Genomic DNA, 21,665 nt, shown 5'->3' with positions numbered 1-21,665 from the left:
TCACCCGCATGGTCCTGCCGCCGTCGAGCCCGTAGCGGCCATAGGTGACGCGCACGGTGTCGTTCAGCCGGAGCCGGTAGCCGAGCGCCTTGACGCGGACCTCGTAGATGAAGCGCGGCACGCCGAAGAGGGCCAGCAGGCGGGCCGCCTCGGCCGCCGCGTCGGCCGCCCCGTCGTAGAGCGCTGGCACCAGCGGCGGTTCCGCCGCCAGCGGGCTTGCGGTGCGCACGCTCGCATCCTCCGCCGTCTGCACGCGGGTCTCTTCCGCCAGGAAGGCGCGGCGTTCGTCGGTCACCGCGCCGGCAAGGCCGGAGGTCTGCACCGTCCAGTTCCGCCGGTAGCCGACCCGCCAGCGCCAGACGATCGGCGCGAGATCGTCCGGCAGGTCGCGGCGCGAGAGCGTCACGATCTCGGTCTCGCCGAAGGCCGCCACGTAGGAGCCGACATTCGGCCCCTTGAGCACGCCGAGCGAGAAGCGCCGCTGCCGGTCGAAGGTGTAGAAGCCGCCGATGGTCCGGATGATGTCGTCGAGGATCGCCGGGATGGTCCGCGAATCCGGGATATAGAGGCCGATGGCCGCGTCGTTGTCCGCCTCCAGTGCCGCGAAGTCCGCCGGCACCAGGTCGTCCGGATCGGTGAGCCCGCCATATTCGACCAGCAGGGCCCGGATGATCGCGCCGGCCGTCACCGGCGCCGAGCCGCCGCCGAAGGTCTGGCCGGTGACGTCGCAGGTGATCTCCTGCGCCGGCGAGGCGGCGAGCGTGAACTCCCCGTTCGCGAGATCGAGCGTCGGGGCCGATCCGCCGGTGAGCGCGACACCGCCGTCATAGACCGCCGGGATCGCCTCGACCGCGCCGTCGGCGACCTTGTAGACCAGCCCGGCGGCGTCGATCAGGCGCGGCGTCACGTTCCGGCAGATGCCGAGCGCCACCGGCAGCGGCTGGCCCTCGAGATCGCCGGCAGTATCGTCGAACAGCGTCTCCTGCAGCGGCCTGTCGAGCGCGATCACCTGGTCCTGGATCGCCAGCTCGACCTCGGTCTCGGTGAAGCGCCAGCCCTCGGCCGTGGCCGACAGGATGGTCAGGAAGTCGTCGTAGCCGAAGCCGATGCCGCCGGCCCGCACGGTAACTTCCCGGCCGTCGATCGCCATGTCGGCGAGGCCGTCGAGGCCGCCGTCGAGGTTGATCAGCCGGATCGTGCCGAAGGAGGGCTCCGAGCGCCCGCCGAGCGCGCCCGCCTGGAACATCGACTGCGAGAAGCGGAACGGCGAGGCGAGCCGGCCCTCGTAATGGGTGTTCGCGACCGAGTCCGAAGGCCCGGAGGTGAAGCCCCGCATGGAATAGCGGAGTGTCGTCGTCGCCCCGGCCGCGCGGTCCCAGGCGACGATCTCGACGAGGAATTCGAGCGCCGGGGCCGGGTCGGCGATCAGCTGCTCGAACAGCCCCGGCACGTAGAGATAGGCGAAGTCCGCGTAGCCGCCCGAGGCGAGCGGCTGGGAGCCGGTCGGATGAAGGCCCAGCATCGGCTCAGGCCCCGAGCGCCCGGCCGGCCGCCGCGAGCTTCGCCTCGAGCGCCGCGACGCGGTTCTCGATATCGCCCGTGATCGCCGCCGGCGGCGGGGGCAGGGTCTCGCCGCCGCTCGCCGCCTCCAGCGCCGCGACGCGGGCCTCGAGCGCCGCGAGGTCGGTCGCGGGCGGCGCGGAGGGCTCGACCCGGCGCGAGCGCGTCACCCTGATGTCGCTGCTGTCCGGGTCGATCTTCAGCGTCTCGCCGGTCTGCGCGACGCTGGAGACGGCGCGAAGCGCCAGCACGATCCGCTTGTACGTGCCGCCTGCCGGGTAGACGAAGGAGCCGATCTCGGTCAGCACCTCGTGATGGCGGTTGCCGAGGAACAGCGGGTCGGTCGCGGCGTTGGCCGAGCCGCTGACATTCGGCCCGCCGCCTTCCGAGATATCGACGAAGGCGCCGTCGCCGATGTCGCGGTTCCGCGCCAGCACGAACTTCGCCGAGACGTTGACCGGGTGGCCGAGCTCGTTGGTCACGCCGATCTGGCCCTCGATGTCGTAATGGTCGCCGGGCTGCGCCCCGGTGATCTTGACCGAGACGACGCCGACCCATTGCCCGGGGCCGACCGTTACCGGGATCGCCCCGACCAGCTCCGGCCGCTTCGTCGTCCGGAACTTGAAGGTCTCGTTGAACGGGCCGAAGCTCGCCTGCAGGTCCTCGTCCTTCGGGAAGTCCATCTATGCCTCCCAGGTGATGCTGACGCGGCCGCCGGTGAAGGTGATGCCGGAGCCGCGCAAGGTGATGCGTTCGAGGATCCCCGAGGCGATCGCCTTCCGCCCGCCGGCCGAGAACGCATGCGCCGTGCCCGCCATGCCGTGCGCCGCGCAGATCCAGCGCGCCTCGCCGGCGACCGGGGCGAGCAGGGTGACGACGCCGTTCAGGGTCTCCGCCGTGCCGCCGATCAGGAAGCCGTCGGTCGCGGTGTTGGAGAAGATCTCCGGGCCCGAGCCGTCGTGGCGCATCTTCGCCGCCGCCGAGACATAGCCGGTCGTGTCGACGCCGGCGGACGGGCCGATCTGCACGATCAGCCCGCCCCCGGTATAGGAGACGTCATGGAGGCCGATGGTGATCCGCCGGGCCCAGGAGGGGATACTGGTGAACTGGATCGTGGAGGGGCTGCCCGAGATCACGTTGGTCGTGCCGCCCGCCATCGGGGTGCGAGGCACGTGGTAGTCGAGCGCCTGCTTCGTGCCGAGCGGCGTCACCCAGCGCGACGAACTGGCGCCCGCCTCCATCGTCGCCTGGTCGGCGATCGCCGCGCTGGTCTGGACGATCTTCGAGAAGCCGATGGTGCCGTCGGCGATCTTGGCGTTGGTGACCGCGCCCGCGGCAAGGTTGCCGGTGCCGATCTCGCCGGTCAGCGTGCCGCCGGAGATATCGAGGCTGCCGGTCAGCGCGTTGGCGCCGCCCAGGTCGAACAGGAGCTGCCCGGGCGCGGTCGCGATCACGTCGCGGGTGCCGGCCGGCCAGTCGACCTTCGAGCCGCCGTTGGAACTTTCCAGCACGGTGTCGCGGCCGAGCTGGTCCGGCGCGGTGAAGGTGCCGACGCCGATCTCGTAGTCCGGCCAGGCGATGATCATGTAGGCGACCGCCGCGCCGTCGGGCACCGCGGCCGCGAAGGTCAGGTAGTCGGTCGGCGCGCCGCCCAAGGTCAGCGCCCCGGTCCCGGTCGTCGTCGAGGTCTCCCGGACCCGGTTGTAGAAGCGGGTAGCCATCAGCCGGCACTCCTCTGCCTCGGGGCCTTGCGTTCGGCGGAATCGGCGATCCGGCCGAGGCCGTCATCGACCACCGCCGTGCCGCGCCGCATTTCGTCGATCTGGCTCGCGCCGACCCGGGCGACGGTCTCGGTGAGCCGGACATTGTCGGCGCGGAGGGCCGCGATCTCCGCCCGCATGGCGCGCAACTCGGCCGCCAGCCCGTCGAAGGCGCCGCCCCGGTTCATCGCGGTGAGCGCCGGCAGGCCGATGTCGTTGACCGCGCCCGGCGTCATCACGAACTCGCCCGGCGTGACCCGCGCGATCACGCTGTCGGTCCCGCCGAAGCCCGGCACGAGCCCACCCGTGGCGAAGCCGCGCAGGCTGTTCGGATCGTCGGTGCCGGAATTCGAGAAGGCCCCGCCATTCCTGTTGAACAGGGTCGTGCCGCCGAAGCTGCCGTCGCGGATGATCGCCTGAAGGTCGCGGTGGCTCTGCACCAGTTCGTCGGTCGTCGGGATGTCGTCGGGGATGATGTCCTCGCGGGCCTTGGCGTCCCGCTTGGCGGCTGCCTCCGCCGCCTTCTCGGTCGCCGTCTGGTTCCGTGCGTTGATCTGGCCGAGCAGCGCCGCGACCTGCTCCTGCACCTTCAGCGTCGCCTCGATCCCGGCGGAGAGCCCGTCGATGCCGACACCCATGCCGGCAAGTTCGGCCAGCTGGTCGCGGAGCAGGCCGGCGTTCGGCCCCTCCGGTTCGCTGAGCGCCGCCGCCATGTCGACGAGCAACTGGTTCTGCGCGGCGATCTCGTCGAGGAACGCCTGCTGGCTGTCCTTCGAGGTGACCGACGAGGTCTGCAATTCCTCCAGCACCGCCTGCACGAGGTCGAAGTCCGACTGGAACGGGGCCGAGGAAGCATTGAAGGCCCGGCTGGCTTCAAGGAAGCCCTGGGCGATATCGGTGAAGCCCGCCAGCGCGTCCACGTCGCCGCCGCGTGCGAGCGCCAGTTGCGTGTCGAACTGGCTGCGCGCCTCCGCCAGCTTCTCGGCAGGGGTGAACGGCGAGAGATCGGAGAGCTTGAGCGAGTCGGCGAATTCCGCCAGCCCCTCGCGGATCCCGTCGAGCGAGTTCCGGGCGCGCTCCGCCTCCTGCGCCAGTGCCTGGTTGGCGAGGATTTCCTCGTTGATCAGGTCGATGGCCTCGCGGCGGGCCAGCTCGACCTCCGCCTCCAGCGGGGCCAGACGATCACGGGCCGGGGCATCGGCGACGAAGCGGATCGGCGAGGCGGCCAGTTCCTCCAGCTGCTCCTTCGTGGCCTGGCGGAGAATGTTCAGGCGGTCGCGGGTCAGCGCCGCCTCGACCTTGACGAGGTCGATCCCGGCCTTCTTGGCGTCCGCGACAAGCTGCTCGAAGGCGGGCTCCAGCGCCTCGATCATGTCCATCAGGGTCGTCTCGACCGGATCCGTCACCTCGTCCCGGAACAGCGACTTGATCTGGAGAAGCCGCAGGCCCTCCTCGATCCCCTCGCGCAGCAGGACTGCGATGTCCGCGTCATCGACGCCGGAGATCAGCCCGTTCTCGACCGAGTCCACGATGATCCGCTTCAGCGCGTCGTCCAGTTCCCGGAACATCGGGGTCTTCTGGATCGCGTCGCCGTTCTCGGAAACGAGGAAGCCGTCGGCCGGATCGACGCCCCTGATCTGGGTGTCGAACGCCTTCTTGACCGCGTTGAAGCCGATCCGCGCGTCGAAGTCCGGGGCGAACGTCCCGCCGGTCGCGTCGGCGAAGCCTTGCAGCACCGCGATCAGCTGCTGGCCGAACTGGTCGGCGACCTCCTGCGGGGCCTTGTCGCGGGTCTGCGCGTCGGTGACCAGTAGCCGTCCGTCCGGGCCGACACCGACCGAGGCGGCGGCGCGGGGAATGGGCTTGTTGCCGGCAACCGAGGAATAGCCGAGGAAGGCGAGCGAGGCGATACCGGCCAAGGCTCCGGCACCGGCCAGGAAGGGGGCGGCACCGGCCAGAGGACCGGCCGCTCCGGTCACATAGCCAACATTGGACACGCCACCGGGCACAGCCGCCACGCCCAGCCCGCCGGCCGCAGACGAGGCAAAGCCGCCACCGAGCGAAGTCGCGGTCGCGGGCGCGAACAACCCGCCTGCACCGATTGCGCCGCTGATGTCGAAGGGCTTCGGCAGTATCCCGCCGATGGTTTTGGCGATGTCGAGCGCCCCCGCGTTGCCCGTGGTCCCGCCGCCGAACAGGCTGCCGAGCAAGCCGCCACCGCCGGCGATCTGGCCACCGATCCCGAGTGCGCTCCCGATCCCGCCGAGTACCGGCTGAATGACCATCGCCGCCGCGATCTGGGCAGCGGCCTTCTTCGCGAGATCGACCAGATTGTCGAAGAATTCGTCGAAGCCCTCATCGGCGTCGTCGAGCACGTTGTAAAAGGCGTCGGCCAGCGAGTCCTGGATGTTCCGCGCAAGCTGGTCGTAGGCACGGGCGAGATCTTGCGCCGCCCGTTCCTGCTCCGCCACGGCGTCGGTCAATTCGCCCTGCACGCGCTTCTGGGCCAGTAATGCCTGGATCTGCTCTTCCGACGCGGCCGGGAAACGCTCGCGGATCTCGCGTTCGAGTTCGAGCGCGGCATTCAACTCGCCGTGCCCTTCGATCCGGTTGCGCAGCAGCTGGTTCTGGAATTCCAGTTCGGCACGCGCGCCGCGAAACGCCGCTTGGTCACCCTGCATCTTGAGAATCGCCGTGCCGGCGACTTCGGCCTCCGCCGCCATTCGGGCCAGTTCGTCGTTCGCATCCTCGACGATGCCGTCCAGGTCCGCGCTCGATTTCTTGGCGGCATCGATGCTCTTGACGAGTGCCACGATCGATTTTCCGGCCTCGCTGTCGCGCTCGACACCGGCCTTCAGCAGGGCATGCCGGATCCGGATCTCCTGGGCGCTCAGGGTCAGTTCCTCGCGCTCGGTCTTCAGGCCGTCGATCACCTCGTTCTGCTTGACCAGCCGGCGGTTCTCCAGGTCGAGCGCGGCCTCGAAGGCGTCGGTCCAGACCAGGATCTCGTCAGCGCCTTCCTTGATCGCGGCATTCAGTTCCTTCTCCGCGTCCGTCATGTTGCGAACGCCGTCGGCGGCTCGGGCCGCACCCTCGCCGAGCAGGCTGCCGCCGGCGGTCAGCTCCCGCCAGAACTGCTCTTCCTCGCTGATCTGGCCGGTGATCCGGTTGAGCGCGTTTTGCAAGTCAGTCCGCTGGCGGATCAAATCGCTGAAGACGAAGGTGCCCGGATCCTCGCCGCCGGCGAGGTGCCGCAACTGGGCGATTTTCGCCTCGACGCTCACCAGGTGCCCGCGCAGGACATCGGCCTGTTTCTTCTCTTCCCGCTCCAGCGCCGCGATCTTCCTGTCGATCGCCTCCGCCTCATCGCCGGTTGCCTTGGCGGCCTGCTCGCGCAGCGCGATCATCTGCTTTTGGACGGCGTCAGCCCGCTCGATCTCTTCCGCCGCCGTGCGGTGCGCATCGGCGAGTTCGAGCAGCGCGAACGTCACGCCGCCGATCGCCAGGCCGGCCAGCACAATCGGGTTTGCGAGCAGCGCGGCGGTGAAGGCCGCCGCCGCGCCGGCGCCGGAGAGCAGGGCCGGCACCGCGCTCGCCGTGAGCGCGGTGGAGAGCGCGATCACGCCGTTCGTCAGTTCGTCCGTATGGGCGGCCGCGAAGCCGACGACATCGGTCAGCGCCTCGACGCTGCCGATATAGGCGTCGATGAAGCCGGAGGCGGCGATATTGGTGCCGAGGTCGAAGAGCGCGTTGTTCAGCGCGGCCGTCGAGGCCTGGGCGGCCTCCATCGCCTGCGGCAGCGCGCCGGCGAATTCCTGTTTCAGGCGCGCCGCGAATTTCGGCAGGAAGTCCTCGGACAGCAGCTCGCCGGACTCGATCATCTTGATGAGCTGGGCCGTCGAGACGCCCATCGCCTCGGAGGCGATTCGCATCGCGCCCGGGATCCGGTCGCCGAGCTGCAGTTTCAGCTCTTCCATGGAGACCACGCCCTTAGAGGCGATCTGCTCCAGCGCGCGGAGCGCGCCGTCGGTCTGCTGGGTGTCGAGCTTCAACACCCGCGCGGCGATTGCCACGCTCTCGAAGATGTCGCGCGTTGCCTGGCCTGCGAGCGCCGTGCCGCGCGTCGCCGAGGTCAGTTTCGTGAAGCCGGGCGCCGCCGACTGGATCTCGAGGCCGAGACGGGCGACGGTCTCGCGCAGGTAGTTGTATTCCTCGTTCGCGGCCTCGGCGCTGCCGGTACCGGCTGTCAGCGTCGCGATGAAGCCCGAATAGGTGTCGGAGGCATCGCGGATCTCGCGACCGATCCGGACCAGCGAGAAGCCGCCGAACGCGGCGCCGAGCGAGGTGACCGCGGTGCGCAGCCCGACCGTCTGGCCGATCGTCCGCTTCATCGACTGCTCGAGCCGGCCGACGCCGGCGTCGATCGATTTCAGGTGCGCCTGGCCCTGGCGGCCGATCTCGGCGAGCTCGCTGAGTGCTTCGCGGCCCTTGATGACGCCGACCCGGATCGGCGCTTCAGGTGTTACCGCCATCCTGCATGCCCTCCGAGATCCCCGCGCCGGCCGAGGCGATCAGCGCCGCGACCGCGCGGCCGCGATAGCCGAGCGCGGCCGCGAGATCGATCAGCCCGGTCACGTCCAGCCCGGCGAAGCCGCCGGCCATGCCGAAGCGCAGGAAGTTGCCCGCCCGGTAGACGATATCGAGGGCCTGGGCGCCCTCGACGGTCTCCGGCCGGTTCGCTACGTACGGGCATTTTTCGCCGGTCGCGCCGGCGCGGCCTTGCGAGCACGGGGTTTCCGCTTCGTGGCACCGCCGGCAATAGTCGCGCCCGCCGCTCCAGTGCCACTGGGCGAGGGCGCGGAGCCGTTTCCCTCCGCACTCACCAGGTTGAGCGGCGCCAGGTACTCGCGGACGAACGCGGTATGCATCGACGGGATCCGCATGAAGTTCTCGACATTCTCGACCGTGACCGGCAGCGCCGAATCGCCGTCCGGGCCGAGCACCCCTTCCCAGGCGACGATCCCGGCCCGCGCCAGCGCCTGGCCGAACAGGAACGCGCCGATGCCGACGGCGTCGACCCGGTCGGCGCTGTCGACCAGCCCGGTCACCTTGCCGCCGGCCGCCTCGATATCGCGGCGCTGTTCGCCCAGTTCGCGCGCCTTGACGACGCTCCGCTGCTGCGCGACCTGGTACTCGGCCGCGGTCAGCGGTCGGACCTGGACGCGGACGCCCTGGCCGAGGTCGAGCCAGTAATCCTCGGTCGGCAGGTTCAGTCTGATGGCCATGTCGATCTTCCGGTTGTGGTCGGGACGCTGACCGGCGCAAATGCGCCGGTCAGTAGGCGGCGATGCTGTTGGTCAGGACCGCCGTCAGCATCTGGCCGGCGACGCCGTCCAGGCGGGCGATGTAATCGAAGTTCGCCTCGATCCCGCCGGGGCCCTGGACGGCGAGTTTCGGCTTCGGCAGCCGGACCTCGTGCAGGGTGATGACCAGTTTCGCGCTTGCCGAACGGGTGTAAGCCAGTTCGAGCTCGATCGGCGTCTCGGCGGCCGCGGCGTCGAAGAAGTCGGTGTCCGAGAAGCGCGTCACGATCGTGCCCGTGCAGGCCGCCTGGCCTTCGTCGACGCCGGCGATGGCCCCGTCGCCGCGGATCACCCCGACCGGGTCCAGGCCGTTCGAATAGTTCATCGTCGCGGAGACGACGTCCGCGATCGCCGTACCATCGGCCTTGATCGTGCCCTGGAACTGGGAGGCGCGCAGGAAGGCAGGCTCGGTCGGGGCGCCGTCCACCGAGGTGCTGTCGATCGTCTCGGTCTGGCCGATCAGGCCGATCGTCGCCTGCGCCTCGCCCGAACGCTGCAGGTTGAGGCCGAGCGTGTTGGCCTTGACGCCCGCGTTCAGGGCGAAGGCCGGGACATCCGGCATGCCGACCTCGATCGCCGCGCTCGGCAGCGCCGCGGCGCCGGAGACGAATTCATGATCGAAGGCACCGGCCCCGCTTGTCGTCGGGGCACCGAACAGCAGCTTCAGCCAGTAGCCGATCGAGACCATGTCCATCGGCACGACGATATCGCCGTCGAGCGCGATCGGGCCGAGGAACGGGTCGATCGGGTCGCGGCCCTGGCCGAGCACGGCCGAGGCCTCGAGCGGCTGCTGCGAGCCGAGGGTCGAGGAGATGAACGGCAGCTTCAGGTAGCCGCCGGAGGCCTCCGGCGTGCCGTAGACCGATTCGTAGTCGAGGAGCAGTTGCGCGTTCGCGCCACGGGCTCGGGCCATTCGGGTATCCTCCTGTTCAGAACGGGTTGTCGGCGGTGAATTCGAGCAGGATCGGGATCGATCCCGCCTTGATGCCGTTGCCGCCATCCGGCGTTTCTGTGTCGATCACGCCGGGCTGGACCTCGACCCAGTCCACCGTGCCGGAAAGCGTGCGGTCGGCGACCAGCGCGGCGCCGATCGCCGCGCGGAGCGCGTCGAAGGCCGCATCGCGCGCCGCCGGCGAGGCGCGCTCGACCGCGATCACCAGGTCGGCCGTGTGGCTGTAGATCCAGCGTGCCGGCGACAGCAGCGCCTCCGGCTCGCCGGACTCGCCGTCATGCAGCGAGGCGAAGCCGCCGGCGGCGATCTTCACCGGCAGGTCCCGGTTGCGATGGATGTCCAGCCCCTCGATCGAGGCGAGCGCGGTCTTGACCGCGTCGAGGGCGAGCTCGAGCGCGCTCACGTCCGCCGCCGCCGGACCGCGAACTCGGCGGCGATGAGATCCGGGAGCGCCTTCCGCGCGGCCCGCTCGATCGCGCGCGGATCGATCCGCTTGCGGGTCCTCACGTTCGGGACCAGCACGAACATGATCACCGTCGCGGTCGGCGTCCGGCCGCTGGCCCGCTGGCGGGCGGTCAGGGGACGGAAGCCCCGGACCCGGCCGTCGGCGCGGCTGTAGCTCGCCTTCAGGTCCTTCACGACCAGCAGCGGCGGCTTGCCGGGGCGCGGCACGAATTCCAGCTTGCCGAAGCGACCCTCCGGCCAGTTCGTCGGCGTTACCTTCTTGCCGGCGAAGACCTTCGGCGCGGCGGCCGTCGGCAGGGCGAGATAGCGACCGCCGGCCGCGCGGATGACGGTCGAGGCGGCGAGCCCCTTGATGATGTCCGGCGCCCGCGTGAAGACGAAGCCGCGGGCATTGACCCTGTCGTTCTTGTAGAACTTGTCGCGCCAGGTGTTGCCGAGCCGGCGCGACAGGCCGGCACCGGCTATCTGCGCCCGGATGAGCTGCTTTGCCCGGGTCGTCGCCGTCCGCGTCCCGCGTTCGGTCGCGAAGGCATAGGTCTCGCCGACCTGCTTCATGTAGCGTGGCAGGTCGCCTTCGAATTTTGCGCCGATCATGACGTCTCCGCGAGGTTCAGCCACCAGAGGAAGCCGCGTGCGGCGGCCCGCGGCGGCGACTGGATCCGGTAGACCGTCGCGCCGATCGTCACGGCATCGCCTTCGGCCGGGCTCGGCATTTCCGAAACGCGCGCCAGGTAGAGATCCTGCGCCTGGACGAATTCCTGGCCGAATGCCCCGGCCGACGCCTGCTCCCCGGATGGGATCAGCGTCACCGCGGCCGGATCACCGCCGGCCGGCGTGTAGAGGGCGGCGACGCCGGCATCCCGGAAGATGCCGGCGAAATCCGCCGCGCGAGCGAGGGCCATCGGATCGGGCCGGTCAGGCGGCGGGGTTGCCGGCCGCCGCCTTGTCGGCCGCCGCCTTGTCCGTCTTCCTCGCGGGGATGCGGGCAAGGATCGCCTTTGCCGCGTCGCTGTCGGCGCGGACGGCCTTGCCGATGCCGCAGAGATAGCTGCCGTCGGCGTGCGAGGCCTTCACCGTCTGGCCGACCATGACGGCCTGGCCGTTGATCTTGGTGGCGCGGGCGATGACGACGTCGAACGGGGGTTTCGGCTGTTGGGCCATGGTCTGGTCTCCTGTTGAAAGGGAACGGCCCGGCACCAGCGCCGGGCCGTCCTCGGTCGAGATCACCGCGCTCAGGCGACGGTGATGATGTCCTCGCGGGTCGCGAAGCTCTCCGGGTGACGGGCGACGAGGTCGGCCGACTGGAAGGCGCGCAGCACCAGCCCGCCGGAATCGCCGAGCGTGGTCTCGTCGGGCTTGAGGTCGAGCACGCCCCATTCGCCGATCAGCAGCTGCGACCAGTCGCCGAAGATCATCGCCGAGAGGTTGCTGCCGCCGCCCTTCGTCAGGTTCGACGGCACCTGATTCGAGACGGCGGCGGCGTAGCCGTTCAGCGGGTTGGCGCTGTTTTCCCAGATGAAGCCGGCCGCCGCGTCCGATGCGACCTTCGTCGTCACCTTGGCGTCACCGCGCACGCGGACGTTCGTCAGGTACGCGAGCGAGCCCATGTCCGCGTTGTCGATCGCGACCTCGGTTTCGAGCTGCACGACGTCGGCCCAGGTGAGCGCCGCGCCGTCGGTATCGCCCGGCACCAGGCCGGGGCCCGTCATGTTCAGGATGCCGCGCGGCTGCCCGTCGGCGCCCGAGCCCGAGATCGCCGCCGCGTCCATCGCGATCGCGAGCGAGAGCGCGAGGTCGTCGCGGGTCAGGCCCTCGACCGACGGGTCGGACTGGAGCAGCATCTGGCGGGTGATGTCGACCCGGGCGCTGACCGTCTTCGGGGTCAGCGCCGCCGTGCCGAAGGTCGGCGTGCTCTCGGTCGTGTTGCCGCCCTCGGTCGCGATCCAGTAGGCCGTGGCACCGGACGCCCGCTTCGGGATCGCCACGTCGCCGACCAGCCCGGACAGCACCCGCGCGCCGAGCTGGCGGATCACCATGCGGTTGCGCAGCAACTCGATGAACGAGTCCGCCCGGTGATCGGTACCGACCAGGTAACCGCCCTGCGCCGCCGTGCCCTTGTTGATGTCGCGCTGCTGCATGTCGGCGCGGATCGGCGCCTTCAGGATGTCGTACGGCACGTAGAAGCCGCGCGGATCCTGGCCGACGCGCTCGGCGACCGCCCGGTTGCATTCGGCCTCGAAGCCGGCCTGCGCCCAGTTGCCGGCGCGGTGCGCGCGGATCGCCCGGTAGAGCGAGAACTGGCGCACCTCGCCGTCCTCCATGCCGAGCTCGCCGCGCGGCGTCTCCAGCGGCTTCGATTCGCCGATCTTGTCGAGCACGATGCCGCGGAACTCCGCGAGGCTCCGGCCCTCGGTGACCGCCTTCTCGGCGAGGTCGCTGCAGTTGTGGCGCTGGCCGAGCGTGACGATCTCGCGGATCCGCGCGCGCTCGCTGTCCTGCGCCTCGCGCCGGGCGCGGGCGATTTCGTCGGCGCTGGGCTGCGGCGGCGACGCCGGGGTTGCGGCCGGGGCAGGGGTCGCCGGCGTGGGGGTGGGGGTGGGTTCCATCTGGGACCTCGTCTGTTGAAGGGGGATGGTGAAGGAGCCCGCGTCCGCAGCCGCCGAACGACCGATGCCGGTCGCCTCGTCCGCCGGTGTGGATACCGAGCTGATCTCGAAGGGTCGCCAGCGCGTGACCATGACGATCGGGATGTCGTTTTCCTCGCCGACGACGATCGCGTCGCGGATCTCGTATCCGACGCTGACATTGGGGCGGGTGCCCCCGCGGATGTCGTCCTCAGCCTCTTTCGCGCGCGCGCTCTTGCCGAAGCGCACCGACGCACGGCCCACGCCGTCGTCGTCGATACGGGCATTGACGACAATGCCGATCTGGTTGCGGGAATCGTGATCCATCAGGAAGCTGGCGCGGCCGGAGCCGAGCCATTCCAGGTCGACGGCGCCCGCCGAATGATCCAGCACCTCGATGTAGTAGCCCCGGTCGACCCGGGTATCGGACGAGAAGGCGACCTCGACATCGTCGGGCTTGCCGTCGCCGGCCTCGCGCAGGTGGATCTGGCCGAGGCGGAAGCCGTGGCGTTGCAGTTCGAGCGCGGCGGGTTCAGGCATTGTCCGTTTCCTTCTCATCGTTTCCGGCGGTCGCGGCCGGGTCCTCGAGGCTGAAGCGCGAGACGTCCACGCCCTTGCGTGCCGCGTAGGCCTGTTCGGCGGCGAGTTGATCGACGATCGTCTCGAAGCTGCGGCCCCGGCGGGCGCAGATCTCCGTGCGGCTTGAGAGGCCGAGCCGCAGCTCCGTCTTGTCGGCGTTCGCCGCCTTCGCGCGGTCGACCTCCTCCCAGCCGCGCGGCTGCCAGGCGGCCTCGCGGAACTTGCCGATCTTCGAGGGCGGCAGGTCGAGCGCGCCGGTCAGCAGAGCCGCTTCCAGCCAGGCGTCCTTCAGGCGCTCGTAGAAGATGTCGATCCAGATCGATTGCAGCAGGCGCCAGGAGGCGCGTTCCTGCAGGTCGCCGTAGCGGGTCGAGGAGAAATTGACCTGGGACAGGTCGCCGGTCAGCGAGGCATAGGAGAGATCGACGCCGCCGGAGACGCCGTGCAGCATCGCGCGGCGGAACGGCTCGAATTCGCCGGAGGGATAGTCCGGGTTCCAGTCCTTGAACTGGACGCCGGCCGGCAGGCGCTCGAAATGGCCCGGTTCCGCGTCCTGGATGATGTCGCCGCGGTCGTCGAATTCGAGATCGCTCTCGCCGTCCTCGCCGGGATTGGTGTAGGCGTCGGGCTCGGCCTCCTCGAAGAAACCCATCTTCGACGCGCCGATCCGCGCCGCCACCAGCGCGGCCTCCTCGTAGGCCCCGAGCTTTTCCAGCCGGTCGCCGGCGGCATGCACCCAGGGGATGCCCCGGCCCTGGGAATCCCAGTCACCGACGAACAGGTGAATGATCTCCGATGCCGGGATCCGCCGGTGTCGCTTGCCGGTCAGCGCGATCGTCTCGACGGTCGGGTCCTCGGTGGTGATCCAGTAGGCCGCCGGCGCCTGCCAGGCGTCGTACTCGATGCCGAGCCGGACCCGGTTGCCGTTCGGCCGGTCGAAGTTCAGGCGATGGTCGAGGTGCCGCGCGCCGATGAGCTGCAGCGCGAAGCCAAATTCGTTGCGCCGCCAGCCCGTCACCATGCGGATCAGGATTTCGCCGTCACGCGGCACGCTGGCCGCGATCGTCAGCTCGGCCGTGCGGAAGGTCTGGCCGGTCACCATCGCGACCCGCTGCCATTTCTTCCAGGCGGCCGCGATCGTCCGGTTGTCCGCTTCGTCCAGGTCGCCATTCGGGCGGCGGGCTTGCGGCAGGAGCTGCACGCCGTCCGGGCCGACGATGTTGGATTTGCACAGCGACAGGAATCGCCGCATGTAGGGGTCGTTCTGCGCCAGGTCGTTGCTCCGCGCGCGCATCGCCGACAGGTCCGCCTTCAGGATCTGCGCCATCGGCCGCGACTGGGTCGACCAGCCGGCATTGAGGCGGCCGGTCTTCGCCATCTTGAAGCTCCGGCGCTTGACGAGGGTCGGCTCGACGCGCTCGGTCGACGGCGCGGTGGCCGGGTTCGGCGCGGCCGCGCGCGGGCGGAAGATGTCGAGCAGGGCCATCAGCGGAACCTTGTCTTGATCAGCCGGCCGCGCGGCGGGCGCACGCTCGTGGCGGCGTTCTCGCGGGCGACCTCCCGGCGATAGCGGTCGCGCATCATCAGCAGCTGCGCCATGTCGAGCCGCTCGATCCTCGTGCCGTCCGGCATGGTGATGGCCTGCTGGTTGTCGGCCGCCGCGTTCTCGATCGCCGTCTGGATCGCCGCCAGCGCCGCCGCGGCATGCGATACCGTCGAATGCGCGGCATTCGCCAGGTCCGGGTCGATCCTGACCGATCCCGTATCGACGCTGGTTCGCTCGCCGCCGAGGGTGACATGGGCCGACCAGCGATAGGTCCCCGGCGTATAGCCTTCCGTAGTGGCCGACGGCACGTCGATCGCGAAGGCGTCACCGTCGGCGCTCGCATCGATCTCCACCGGCACGCCGTCTTCCGGCGGGCGCAGCACGTAGGCCAGCGCCCAGCCGGCCCCGGCGGGATAGTCGCTGACCAGGTCCTCGCGCCGCCACTGCCAGCGGTCGCCGGCGACCAGTCGGCTCGGCATCGTCGTCGGAATGGTGACCATCAGAACCTCTTGACGAACGGGGCGGGACGGGGCCGCCGCGGGCGCGGCGCCGGTGCCTGGCCGGACAGGTCGAGGATCTCGACGTCGTCGGCGGCCGGTTCCTCGAATGTGTCGTCGGTGGCGGGCGGACCCGCTGGCGCCGGCGAGCCGTCGGCGTCGGCGATCGGCACCGGCATCGCGAACCGGGGCGGCAGGCGCCAGTCGATCCGCTCCGGCCGGATCCTGAGCGCGGCCGCGAGGTTGTAGACCTCGAGATCGAGGCTGTCGTTCACCCCGACCTTTTCCCAGGCACCCTTGTCGCCGAGTCGCTCGCCCGCGACCTCCTCGAAATAGTAGGCCGGCATGTCCTCCGGCTGGTGGATGTAGCCGGGGCCGGGCGCCTTGCGGCGCAGCCGGTCGACGACCGTTTTCTTCAACGCATGGACGCCGACCAGGTAGATCTTCGATCCGCCCTGGATCCGGCGGCCGCGGTCGTTCGCCTCGACGGTCGGCCGCGCCAGGAGCGGCGCCGACCGGGTATTCGCGCCCTTGACCAGCGTAAGCGCCCCGTCGGCCACGCCCGCGCGGCGACACCGGATCCAGAACCGCCGCGCGTTCACCGTCACCCCGTCGAGGCCGCCGGTGTCGAGCGCTGTGTTGGCGATCGCCAGTCCGCGAGCATTGTCGGCCGCGAACGGGTATCGCCGCCGGATCACCCGGCCGAGCAGCTCGTCCCAATGCTCAGGATGCGCCGCCGGATCGCAGTCGGTACGGCCGTCGGCGAGCTGGCGCACCTGGAAGCGATCGATATTCCAGCTTTCACCATCGCGACCCCAGCCCTTCACCAGCACCGGCCAGCCCCACGCCTGGCAATCGATCGCGGCCGTCAGGTAGAGCACGCCTTCCGGCAGCTCGCCCATCCGGTAGCCTTCGACGCGCGAGCGCACCGCGTGGGAATCGACCTGGCGGGATCCGGCCTTCGGCACGTAGGGGATCCCGAAGCCGGTATTCAGCACCGTCTTCAGCTTCGAATCGTCGCCGGTCTGCCGATGATACCGCCGCGCCGTGATCAGGTCGGCGGCCAGGTCGCCCAGCCGGTTGAAATTCGACGCCAGGCCGGAAAACCAGTAGCTCGCGATCCGCCCGCCCGGCGCGGTTCCGGTCAGCGCGCCGTCTGGTGTCACCGCCATGCCGTCCGGGATCCAGACCCCGCGCAGGTTCATCGCCCGCTTCTCGTGCTCCAGCACGATGCCGCCGCAATGCGGGCAGACCAGCCAGGCATTCTCGCGCGCTTCCTCCGGGTCTGCGCCTTCCGGCCAGCGGAGCTGGTCGGTCGTCGGCTGGCGATCGAGGTCGAAGCCCGGCGACCAGAATTCGCCGCAATGCGCGCAGGGCCAGAACCAGAGATTGCGGTCACCGTCCTCGAACAACGGCATGATGCCCGAATGGTCGGTCCTGGACGGCGACGACGTCGCCAGGATCAGCCCGTCGCGGTCGAAGCTCCGGATCCGGTTGCGCGCCAGCGCGATCGGGTCGCCCTCGCCGCCGATGTCGTCCTTGATGCGATCGCGTTCGTCGAGCATCACGATCGGCACCGGCCGGTCGGCGAGCTCGCCGGCGGTCGGCCAGCCGATCGTCAGCATCGCACCGTTGCGGAACACCTTCGTCAGCGCCTTGTCGCTCTCGCCGAGCTCGGCCGCGAAGTCCGGCGAGTGGCGGAACAGGTCCTGCTCCAGGCGCCGCTCGGCGAAGTCGTCGGCGAGTTTCTTCGATGGCCGTATCAGCAGCATGTCGCGGCGGCGATACTTGATCGCGTGGCCGACCAAGTTGATGTGGATCTCCGTCTTGCCGAACTGGGAGGGTCCGACCACCACCAGGATCGTGATCCGCCGGCTCTCCGTGCGGTCCATGATCTCGGCGAGGTAGGGTGACATTTCGTTCCGCCAGGGCCCGACGTAGGATCCCGGCTTGTTCAGGTGCCGGTGACGCTCGGCGCATTCGCTCACCGTGACGCGCCGGGGCGGCCGCGCCGCCTCGAGCGCCCGCCGGATGACCTGCCGATGATCGACGAAGGCCGGCAGCTGGTCGCGGGTCAGGTGCCGGCTCGCCATCACGCCGCCTGGTCGTCCGCCGTCACCGCGGTCTCGCCGGCGGTCAGCACGTCGCGGGCGGCGTCGATCGCATCGTTCACCAGGTCGCCCATCTTCTCCCGCACCGCTTCGACTTCCTCGTCGCTCCAGCCGCGGATCCGGCCGAGTTCGTCCGGCACCAGGAGCAACCGCTCGGACAGCTGCGCCATCACCCGCGCCAGGTCGCGCTCCAGCGCGGCCGCCTCGACCAGCTTGCGGCGGAGCGCCGCGATCTGGATCCGTTCGCGTTCGCCGCGCAGCCAGTCCGCCTCCTGCTTTGGCGTCAGCCGGTCGGCGGTCTCGGACGGCATGGCGTCGGGGCCGAGCAGTTCCAGCCGCAGCTGCTCCTCGACCTCGGCGCGGCGGGCGTCGGCCTCTGCCTCCGCTTCCGCCTGGTCGCGGCGCCAGGCCGCCACCTTGCGCAGGTCGAGCGCGTAGGAAACCCCGTGGCCGCCCTTTCGCTCGACCGGGCAGCCGCGGTCGATCCAGGCGCGAACGGTCGGGGCTGTGACCTCGAAGAAGGCCGCGGTCTCGGCCAGGCCGCGGACGAATTGCTGTGCATCCTCGGCCGGCGCCTGTGTCGTCAGGTCATCGGTCATGGCTGTGTGACGTCAAAAACAAGAATGAAAACAGAGGGTTAGTCAGAGAGGCCGGGCAGAAAAACTTTTGCGCTCGCCGCCCGCATGGCTTTGAGGTCGGCGGGAAGGACCCGCGATCCCCAGATGTTGGGTTTCGATCGGCGCTCGACCCCCAGATTTCGTGGGTCGGGCAGGACGGCACCAGATATCGGGGTCGGCTGGACCGGCAGGCGGATCCGCCCCGCCGGCCGCCTCGAGGGGGGAGGCAGACGGCGGGGCGGGCACGCGACGCACAGACCACCAGGTCGCGGGACAGTGACGGGGGGGCACAAAAAAGGCCCGCCGGGCTTTCACCCTCGGGCCTTTCTGTCGCACCGCTCGCGACTGTCGCGAAAACTACCTGTTGCCGCGTCCCGCTGTCAAGCCTCCAGATCTGCCAAGACTGTCGACCAGCTCGTCCGAAGCCCCGAACGCAGGTCCTGCCAATGGTCGAGGGACTCCCGGATAGCAGCCCGGAAACGAGCGCGGGCATCCTTGCGCCGGCCGTGGACATGGTGACGCTCGATAATCTCCTCGATACCGAGCCCGTCCACCGCGACCGCCAGCGTCACGGCGAAGCGGTCGGCGCAGCCGGTCCCGCGCGGCCCGTCCCAGACGTGGAAGGGGGCGCGCGCCCAGTTGGCCCACGGGCACCAGACGTCCTTCCAGCGCCGGCAGAGCCGGGGCGACAGCCCGTCGACCGGGTGGCGCGGCGACCGGCCGCCGCCATCGACCCGCATCGCGTAGTCGGTGGCCCGCGCGTCGAGCCCGCAGGCGATCGCCTCGAACAGGTCGCGGATCTCGTAGGCCGCGACCACCTGGTCGGCGGTCAGCACCCGGCGCCGCAGCATCACGGCGAGATTGTCCGGGCGCAGCCGCCGCCAGGTCTCGGTCGTCGCCGCCATGCGGGGCGGCAGCGTCAGGTGCGGCACCGGCGCGGCGGCCGCCGCCTCCGGTCGGGCGGGCCGCGCGGCGAGGGCGAACATCGCCACCGACACCGTCGCCCGGCCCGGCCGGGCGCGCCGGAACCGGGTCCGCACGTTCCCCGGCTCGCACGGTTCGAGGTCCATCGCGACCAGCAGTTCCCGCCCGTCCGGCGTCGTGACGTGGCGCAGTGTGCCGAGCCGTTCCTCCGGCCAGGTCAGCGGCGAGACCGGCTTGCCACGGTGGCGCAGCAGCGCCGCCGCCGGCAGCGGTTCGGCGCGCAGATCGCCGGCATCCGGCCAGCGCTGCATCAACCCGGAATAGTCGATCACCTGCCCGCTCTCCGCCGCTGCCACTGCCGTCATTGCCCGATCTCCTCCGCCTCGCCGCTGGCCACGTTCACCGCCGGCACCGGCTCGCTCGCCGGCATCGCCGCTTCACCTTCCGTCCCGGGCCCACCGTCGTCCCGACCGGGTCCCAGGATCTCCTCGATGAGCTGCGGCGGTGCGCGGCAACCGCTTTCCGCCGGCGATGGTCCGATCCGCTCGCGCTCCGGCCAGACGCCGTCGTCCCGGAAGTCCTCGAGCTTGTCGCGCCACCAGTCCTGCATGATCTGGTCGGCTGACCGCCGCTCGCCGCCTCGCGCGCGTTTTTTTGTTTTTAGGTTCTTTGAAGGTTTGTCTGCCACTACTGGCAGGGGTGGGGTGCCACTACTGGCAGGGGTCGCGTCCTCACCCCTGCCACTTGTGGCAGGGGTCGCGGCGGTTTCACCCCTGCCACTACTGGCAGGGGTCCGGGCGCGGCGCAGGCGCTCGCGATAGGACGGCGGCGCGTCCTCTTCCTCGGTCCCGTCGCGCTTGATGATGCGATAGCGGACGACGCCGCGGCGGCCGACGCCGGCCTTTTCCAGCTCGCCGGCCTTCTGCAGATCGCCCAGGAACCGGAAGATCCCGCGCTCCGAGATCCGCGTCTTCGCCGCCAGCCGCTTCACCGAGGGATAGGCGATCCAGTTCTCGTCCGCATAGTCGGCCAGCGCCAGCAGCACCAGGCGCGCCTTTCCCTCGGCCAGCGAGTGGTCGAAGACGTAGGAGATCGCGCGCAGGCTCATGCCGCGGCCTCGATCGAGAGTGCGCCGGGCACGTTCGCGGCGGCGAGCGCGCGGGCGAGGCCCGGCGGGACCGAATTGCCGCAAAGCTCGATCTGGGCGACCTTCGAGAGCGGCTTGCCCCGATATTCAAAGTCGATCCGGTAGTCGGACGGGAAGCCCTGGGCGGAGAAGAGCTCGCGCGGCGTCAGCATTCGCATGCCGATGTCGGCGATCGCGTAATCCTCGCCGGCGACGGTCACGAGGCCGAAGCGGTCCTGCGTCGTGATCGTGTGCAGCGGATCGGCGGCCGCCTGGCCGATTCCGGCGCCGTAATACTTGATCAGGAAGGCCCGGACCTCGGCCAGATGCTCGCTGCCCGAGGTGACCGTCGGCACCGGCCGGGCGAGCGGCTGGCCGTCCCGGCAGGTGCCGCGGAACTTCATCAGGTGCGAGGCGACGAGCTGCTGCTGGGTCCCGCGCGTCGTGATCGTCGAGAGCGGGTCGGTCAGCGGATGGCCGACCATGCCGAGGTTGTGCTGCGCCATGAAGGCGGCGACGAGCGAGGCGCCGTTGGCGGTCGGCACGATTGTCGGCATCGGCTCGGCCGGGCCGCTAGATCGGGGCGCCTGGCCGGCCCTTTCGCCGTAGCGCGGCACGAAGAAGGGCGAGACCAGCGAGAACTCGCCGCCATGCGCCGTCGTGATGGTGCGGAGCGGATCATGGATCCCATGCACCGACTTGTTGGCCGTATGGGTGATCGGCACGATGAAGGGCTCCGCCGCGTCGAGGACATAGCGCTGCACGCCGCGGGCGATCCGCGCCATGGTGTTGTCGGCGAGCGGCCGGCGGCAGGGCAGCCGCCGGGCCTTGACCTCTTCCCGCGTCAGGAAGATCGAGTAGATCGGCTGAGACCAGTCGAGCACGCTTGCCGCCGTCGCCCAGGGCCTGAGCGCGCCGGCGGCGACCGCCTCGCTGGCCGGATCGCCATGGGTCGGATCGGGCCAGACGATCGGCAGGCCGTCGCACCGGGCGACGACGAACAGGCGCTTCCGGCTGGTCGGCACGCCATAATCGCAGGCGCGGAGCTCGCGATGCTCGACCCGGTAGCCGAGGCGCTGCAGCTGGCGCTTCCAGCGCCGGAAGGTCATGCCCTTCGAGACCGGGCAGGGCCGGCCGTTTTCCAGCAGCGGCCCCCAGTCCCGGAACTCCTCGACATTCTCGAGCAGGATCACCGCCGGGCGGACCCGCTCGGCCCAGAGCACGACGACCCAGGCGAGGTCGCGGCGGTGCCGCTGGCCGTCGCGGATCGGCGCCGCGCCCTTCGCCTTCGAGAAATAGGTGCAATCCGGCGAGAACCAGGCGCAGCGCACCGGACGGCCGCCCGTCACGTCGAGCGGGTCGGCGCGCCAGACCGACTGGCAATGGTGCCGCGTCTCGGGATGGTTCGCCTCGTGCATGGCGACCGCGCGCGGGTCGTGGTTGATCGCCACGTCGACCCGGCCGAGCGCCTGCTCGAGGCCGGTCGAGGCGCCGCCGCCGCCGGCGAAATTGTCGATGACGAGGCCGTCGCTCACGGCCGC

General features: G+C 70.3%; 19 protein-coding genes. All 19 read right to left on the bottom strand.

The annotated features are described in order from the left end of the window. On the bottom strand, nucleotides 1-1,522 hold a 1,522-nt coding region (locus tag OCH7691_RS21710; RefSeq protein WP_085885716.1), incomplete at its 3' end, for a hypothetical protein. A 4-nt stretch (nucleotides 1,523-1,526) separates the two neighbouring features. Beyond that, a complete protein-coding gene (locus OCH7691_RS21705) occupies nucleotides 1,527-2,243 on the bottom strand; it encodes a hypothetical protein (RefSeq protein ID WP_085885715.1) in 717 nt (238 codons plus the stop codon). After that, nucleotides 2,244-3,281, bottom strand: coding sequence for a hypothetical protein (locus OCH7691_RS21700; RefSeq protein WP_085885714.1), 1,038 nt, complete (start codon nucleotides 3,279-3,281; stop codon nucleotides 2,244-2,246). Next, nucleotides 3,281-7,852 carry a tape measure protein gene (locus OCH7691_RS21695; RefSeq protein ID WP_085885713.1) on the bottom strand — a complete coding sequence of 1,524 codons (4,572 nt, stop codon included), beginning with the start codon at nucleotides 7,850-7,852 and terminating at the stop codon, nucleotides 3,281-3,283. The genes OCH7691_RS21700 and OCH7691_RS21695 overlap by 1 nt, the downstream gene beginning before the upstream one ends. Next, a complete protein-coding gene (locus OCH7691_RS23430) occupies nucleotides 7,836-7,982 on the bottom strand; it encodes a hypothetical protein (protein ID WP_176245202.1) in 147 nt (48 codons plus the stop codon). Before OCH7691_RS23430 ends, OCH7691_RS21695 begins: the two co-directional genes overlap by 17 nt. Before the next feature lie 77 nt (nucleotides 7,983-8,059). Then, complete coding sequence (locus OCH7691_RS21690) at nucleotides 8,060-8,605, bottom strand: hypothetical protein (protein ID WP_085885712.1); 546 nt, start codon at nucleotides 8,603-8,605, stop codon at nucleotides 8,060-8,062. A gap of 49 nt (nucleotides 8,606-8,654) precedes the next feature. Then, entirely contained in the window at nucleotides 8,655-9,596 is a 942-nt protein-coding gene (locus tag OCH7691_RS21685; protein WP_085885711.1) for a phage tail tube protein, read from the bottom strand. Between the two features lie 16 nt (nucleotides 9,597-9,612). Next, entirely contained in the window at nucleotides 9,613-10,038 is a 426-nt protein-coding gene (locus OCH7691_RS21680) for a hypothetical protein (RefSeq protein ID WP_085885710.1), read from the bottom strand. Beyond that, the gene (locus tag OCH7691_RS21675; RefSeq protein WP_085885709.1) at nucleotides 10,035-10,694 is read right to left on the bottom strand and encodes a DUF6441 family protein; all 660 of its coding nucleotides are present in this window, start codon (nucleotides 10,692-10,694) and stop codon (nucleotides 10,035-10,037) included. The genes OCH7691_RS21680 and OCH7691_RS21675 overlap by 4 nt, the downstream gene beginning before the upstream one ends. Next, the gene (locus tag OCH7691_RS21670) at nucleotides 10,691-11,002 is read right to left on the bottom strand and encodes a head-tail joining protein (RefSeq protein WP_085885708.1); all 312 of its coding nucleotides are present in this window, start codon (nucleotides 11,000-11,002) and stop codon (nucleotides 10,691-10,693) included. Before OCH7691_RS21670 ends, OCH7691_RS21675 begins: the two co-directional genes overlap by 4 nt. A 13-nt stretch (nucleotides 11,003-11,015) precedes the next feature. Next, nucleotides 11,016-11,261 carry a hypothetical protein gene (locus tag OCH7691_RS21665; protein WP_139839848.1) on the bottom strand — a complete coding sequence of 82 codons (246 nt, stop codon included), beginning with the start codon at nucleotides 11,259-11,261 and terminating at the stop codon, nucleotides 11,016-11,018. A 71-nt stretch (nucleotides 11,262-11,332) separates the two neighbouring features. Further along, on the bottom strand, nucleotides 11,333-13,264 hold the full coding sequence (locus OCH7691_RS21660; RefSeq protein ID WP_176245201.1) for a phage major capsid protein: 1,932 nt from the start codon (nucleotides 13,262-13,264) through the stop codon (nucleotides 11,333-11,335). Then, complete coding sequence (locus OCH7691_RS21655; RefSeq protein WP_085885705.1) at nucleotides 13,257-14,789, bottom strand: phage portal protein; 1,533 nt, start codon at nucleotides 14,787-14,789, stop codon at nucleotides 13,257-13,259. Before OCH7691_RS21655 ends, OCH7691_RS21660 begins: the two co-directional genes overlap by 8 nt. Next, nucleotides 14,789-15,349, bottom strand: a complete 561-nt coding sequence (locus OCH7691_RS21650) for a hypothetical protein (protein WP_085885704.1) — start codon at nucleotides 15,347-15,349, stop codon at nucleotides 14,789-14,791. Before OCH7691_RS21650 ends, OCH7691_RS21655 begins: the two co-directional genes overlap by 1 nt. Continuing rightward, complete coding sequence (locus OCH7691_RS21645) at nucleotides 15,349-17,439, bottom strand: phage terminase large subunit family protein (RefSeq protein ID WP_085885703.1); 2,091 nt, start codon at nucleotides 17,437-17,439, stop codon at nucleotides 15,349-15,351. The genes OCH7691_RS21650 and OCH7691_RS21645 overlap by 1 nt, the downstream gene beginning before the upstream one ends. Further along, nucleotides 17,439-18,056, bottom strand: a complete 618-nt coding sequence (locus OCH7691_RS21640) for a DUF1441 family protein (protein WP_085885702.1) — start codon at nucleotides 18,054-18,056, stop codon at nucleotides 17,439-17,441. Before OCH7691_RS21640 ends, OCH7691_RS21645 begins: the two co-directional genes overlap by 1 nt. Nucleotides 18,057-18,454: 398 nt before the next feature. Then, a complete protein-coding gene (locus OCH7691_RS21635) occupies nucleotides 18,455-19,363 on the bottom strand; it encodes a hypothetical protein (RefSeq protein ID WP_085885701.1) in 909 nt (302 codons plus the stop codon). Then, nucleotides 19,360-20,106 (bottom strand): helix-turn-helix domain-containing protein, encoded by a 747-nt coding sequence (locus tag OCH7691_RS21630; RefSeq protein WP_085885700.1) that lies wholly within the window; start codon nucleotides 20,104-20,106, stop codon nucleotides 19,360-19,362. The genes OCH7691_RS21635 and OCH7691_RS21630 overlap by 4 nt, the downstream gene beginning before the upstream one ends. Beyond that, entirely contained in the window at nucleotides 20,103-21,659 is a 1,557-nt protein-coding gene (locus tag OCH7691_RS21625; protein WP_139839847.1) for a DNA cytosine methyltransferase, read from the bottom strand. The genes OCH7691_RS21630 and OCH7691_RS21625 overlap by 4 nt, the downstream gene beginning before the upstream one ends. Between the last annotated feature and the right edge of the window lie 6 nt (nucleotides 21,660-21,665).

The organism is Oceanibacterium hippocampi (genome assembly GCF_900172325.1).
In the GTDB taxonomy this organism is placed as follows: domain Bacteria; phylum Pseudomonadota; class Alphaproteobacteria; order Sneathiellales; family Sneathiellaceae; genus Oceanibacterium; species Oceanibacterium hippocampi.
The sequence above is the reverse complement of the archived record's forward strand: the minus strand, read 5'-3'. Positions and strand labels throughout refer to the sequence as shown.

Bases quoted from the DNA above. Each gene is read 5' to 3' on its own strand.
- OCH7691_RS21645 (WP_085885703.1), bottom strand. From the start codon at position 17,439: ATGGCGAGCCGGCACCTGACCCGCGACCAGCTGCCGGCCTTCGTCGAT.
- OCH7691_RS21665 (WP_139839848.1), bottom strand. From the start codon at position 11,261: ATGGCCCAACAGCCGAAACCCCCGTTCGACGTCGTCATCGCCCGCGCC.
- OCH7691_RS21660 (WP_176245201.1), bottom strand. From the start codon at position 13,264: ATGCCTGAACCCGCCGCGCTCGAACTGCAACGCCACGGCTTCCGCCTC.
- OCH7691_RS21695 (WP_085885713.1), bottom strand. From the start codon at position 7,852: ATGGCGGTAACACCTGAAGCGCCGATCCGGGTCGGCGTCATCAAGGGC.
- OCH7691_RS21655 (WP_085885705.1), bottom strand. From the start codon at position 14,789: ATGGCCCTGCTCGACATCTTCCGCCCGCGCGCGGCCGCGCCGAACCCG.
- OCH7691_RS21630 (WP_085885700.1), bottom strand. From the start codon at position 20,106: ATGAGCCTGCGCGCGATCTCCTACGTCTTCGACCACTCGCTGGCCGAG.
- OCH7691_RS21675 (WP_085885709.1), bottom strand. From the start codon at position 10,694: ATGATCGGCGCAAAATTCGAAGGCGACCTGCCACGCTACATGAAGCAG.
- OCH7691_RS21640 (WP_085885702.1), bottom strand. From the start codon at position 18,056: ATGACCGATGACCTGACGACACAGGCGCCGGCCGAGGATGCACAGCAA.
- OCH7691_RS21685 (WP_085885711.1), bottom strand. From the start codon at position 9,596: ATGGCCCGAGCCCGTGGCGCGAACGCGCAACTGCTCCTCGACTACGAA.
- OCH7691_RS21690 (WP_085885712.1), bottom strand. From the start codon at position 8,605: ATGGCCATCAGACTGAACCTGCCGACCGAGGATTACTGGCTCGACCTC.
- OCH7691_RS21700 (WP_085885714.1), bottom strand. From the start codon at position 3,281: ATGGCTACCCGCTTCTACAACCGGGTCCGGGAGACCTCGACGACGACC.
- OCH7691_RS21705 (WP_085885715.1), bottom strand. From the start codon at position 2,243: ATGGACTTCCCGAAGGACGAGGACCTGCAGGCGAGCTTCGGCCCGTTC.
- OCH7691_RS21670 (WP_085885708.1), bottom strand. From the start codon at position 11,002: ATGGCCCTCGCTCGCGCGGCGGATTTCGCCGGCATCTTCCGGGATGCC.
- OCH7691_RS21635 (WP_085885701.1), bottom strand. From the start codon at position 19,363: ATGACGGCAGTGGCAGCGGCGGAGAGCGGGCAGGTGATCGACTATTCC.
- OCH7691_RS23430 (WP_176245202.1), bottom strand. From the start codon at position 7,982: ATGGCCGGCGGCTTCGCCGGGCTGGACGTGACCGGGCTGATCGATCTC.
- OCH7691_RS21650 (WP_085885704.1), bottom strand. From the start codon at position 15,349: ATGGTCACCATTCCGACGACGATGCCGAGCCGACTGGTCGCCGGCGAC.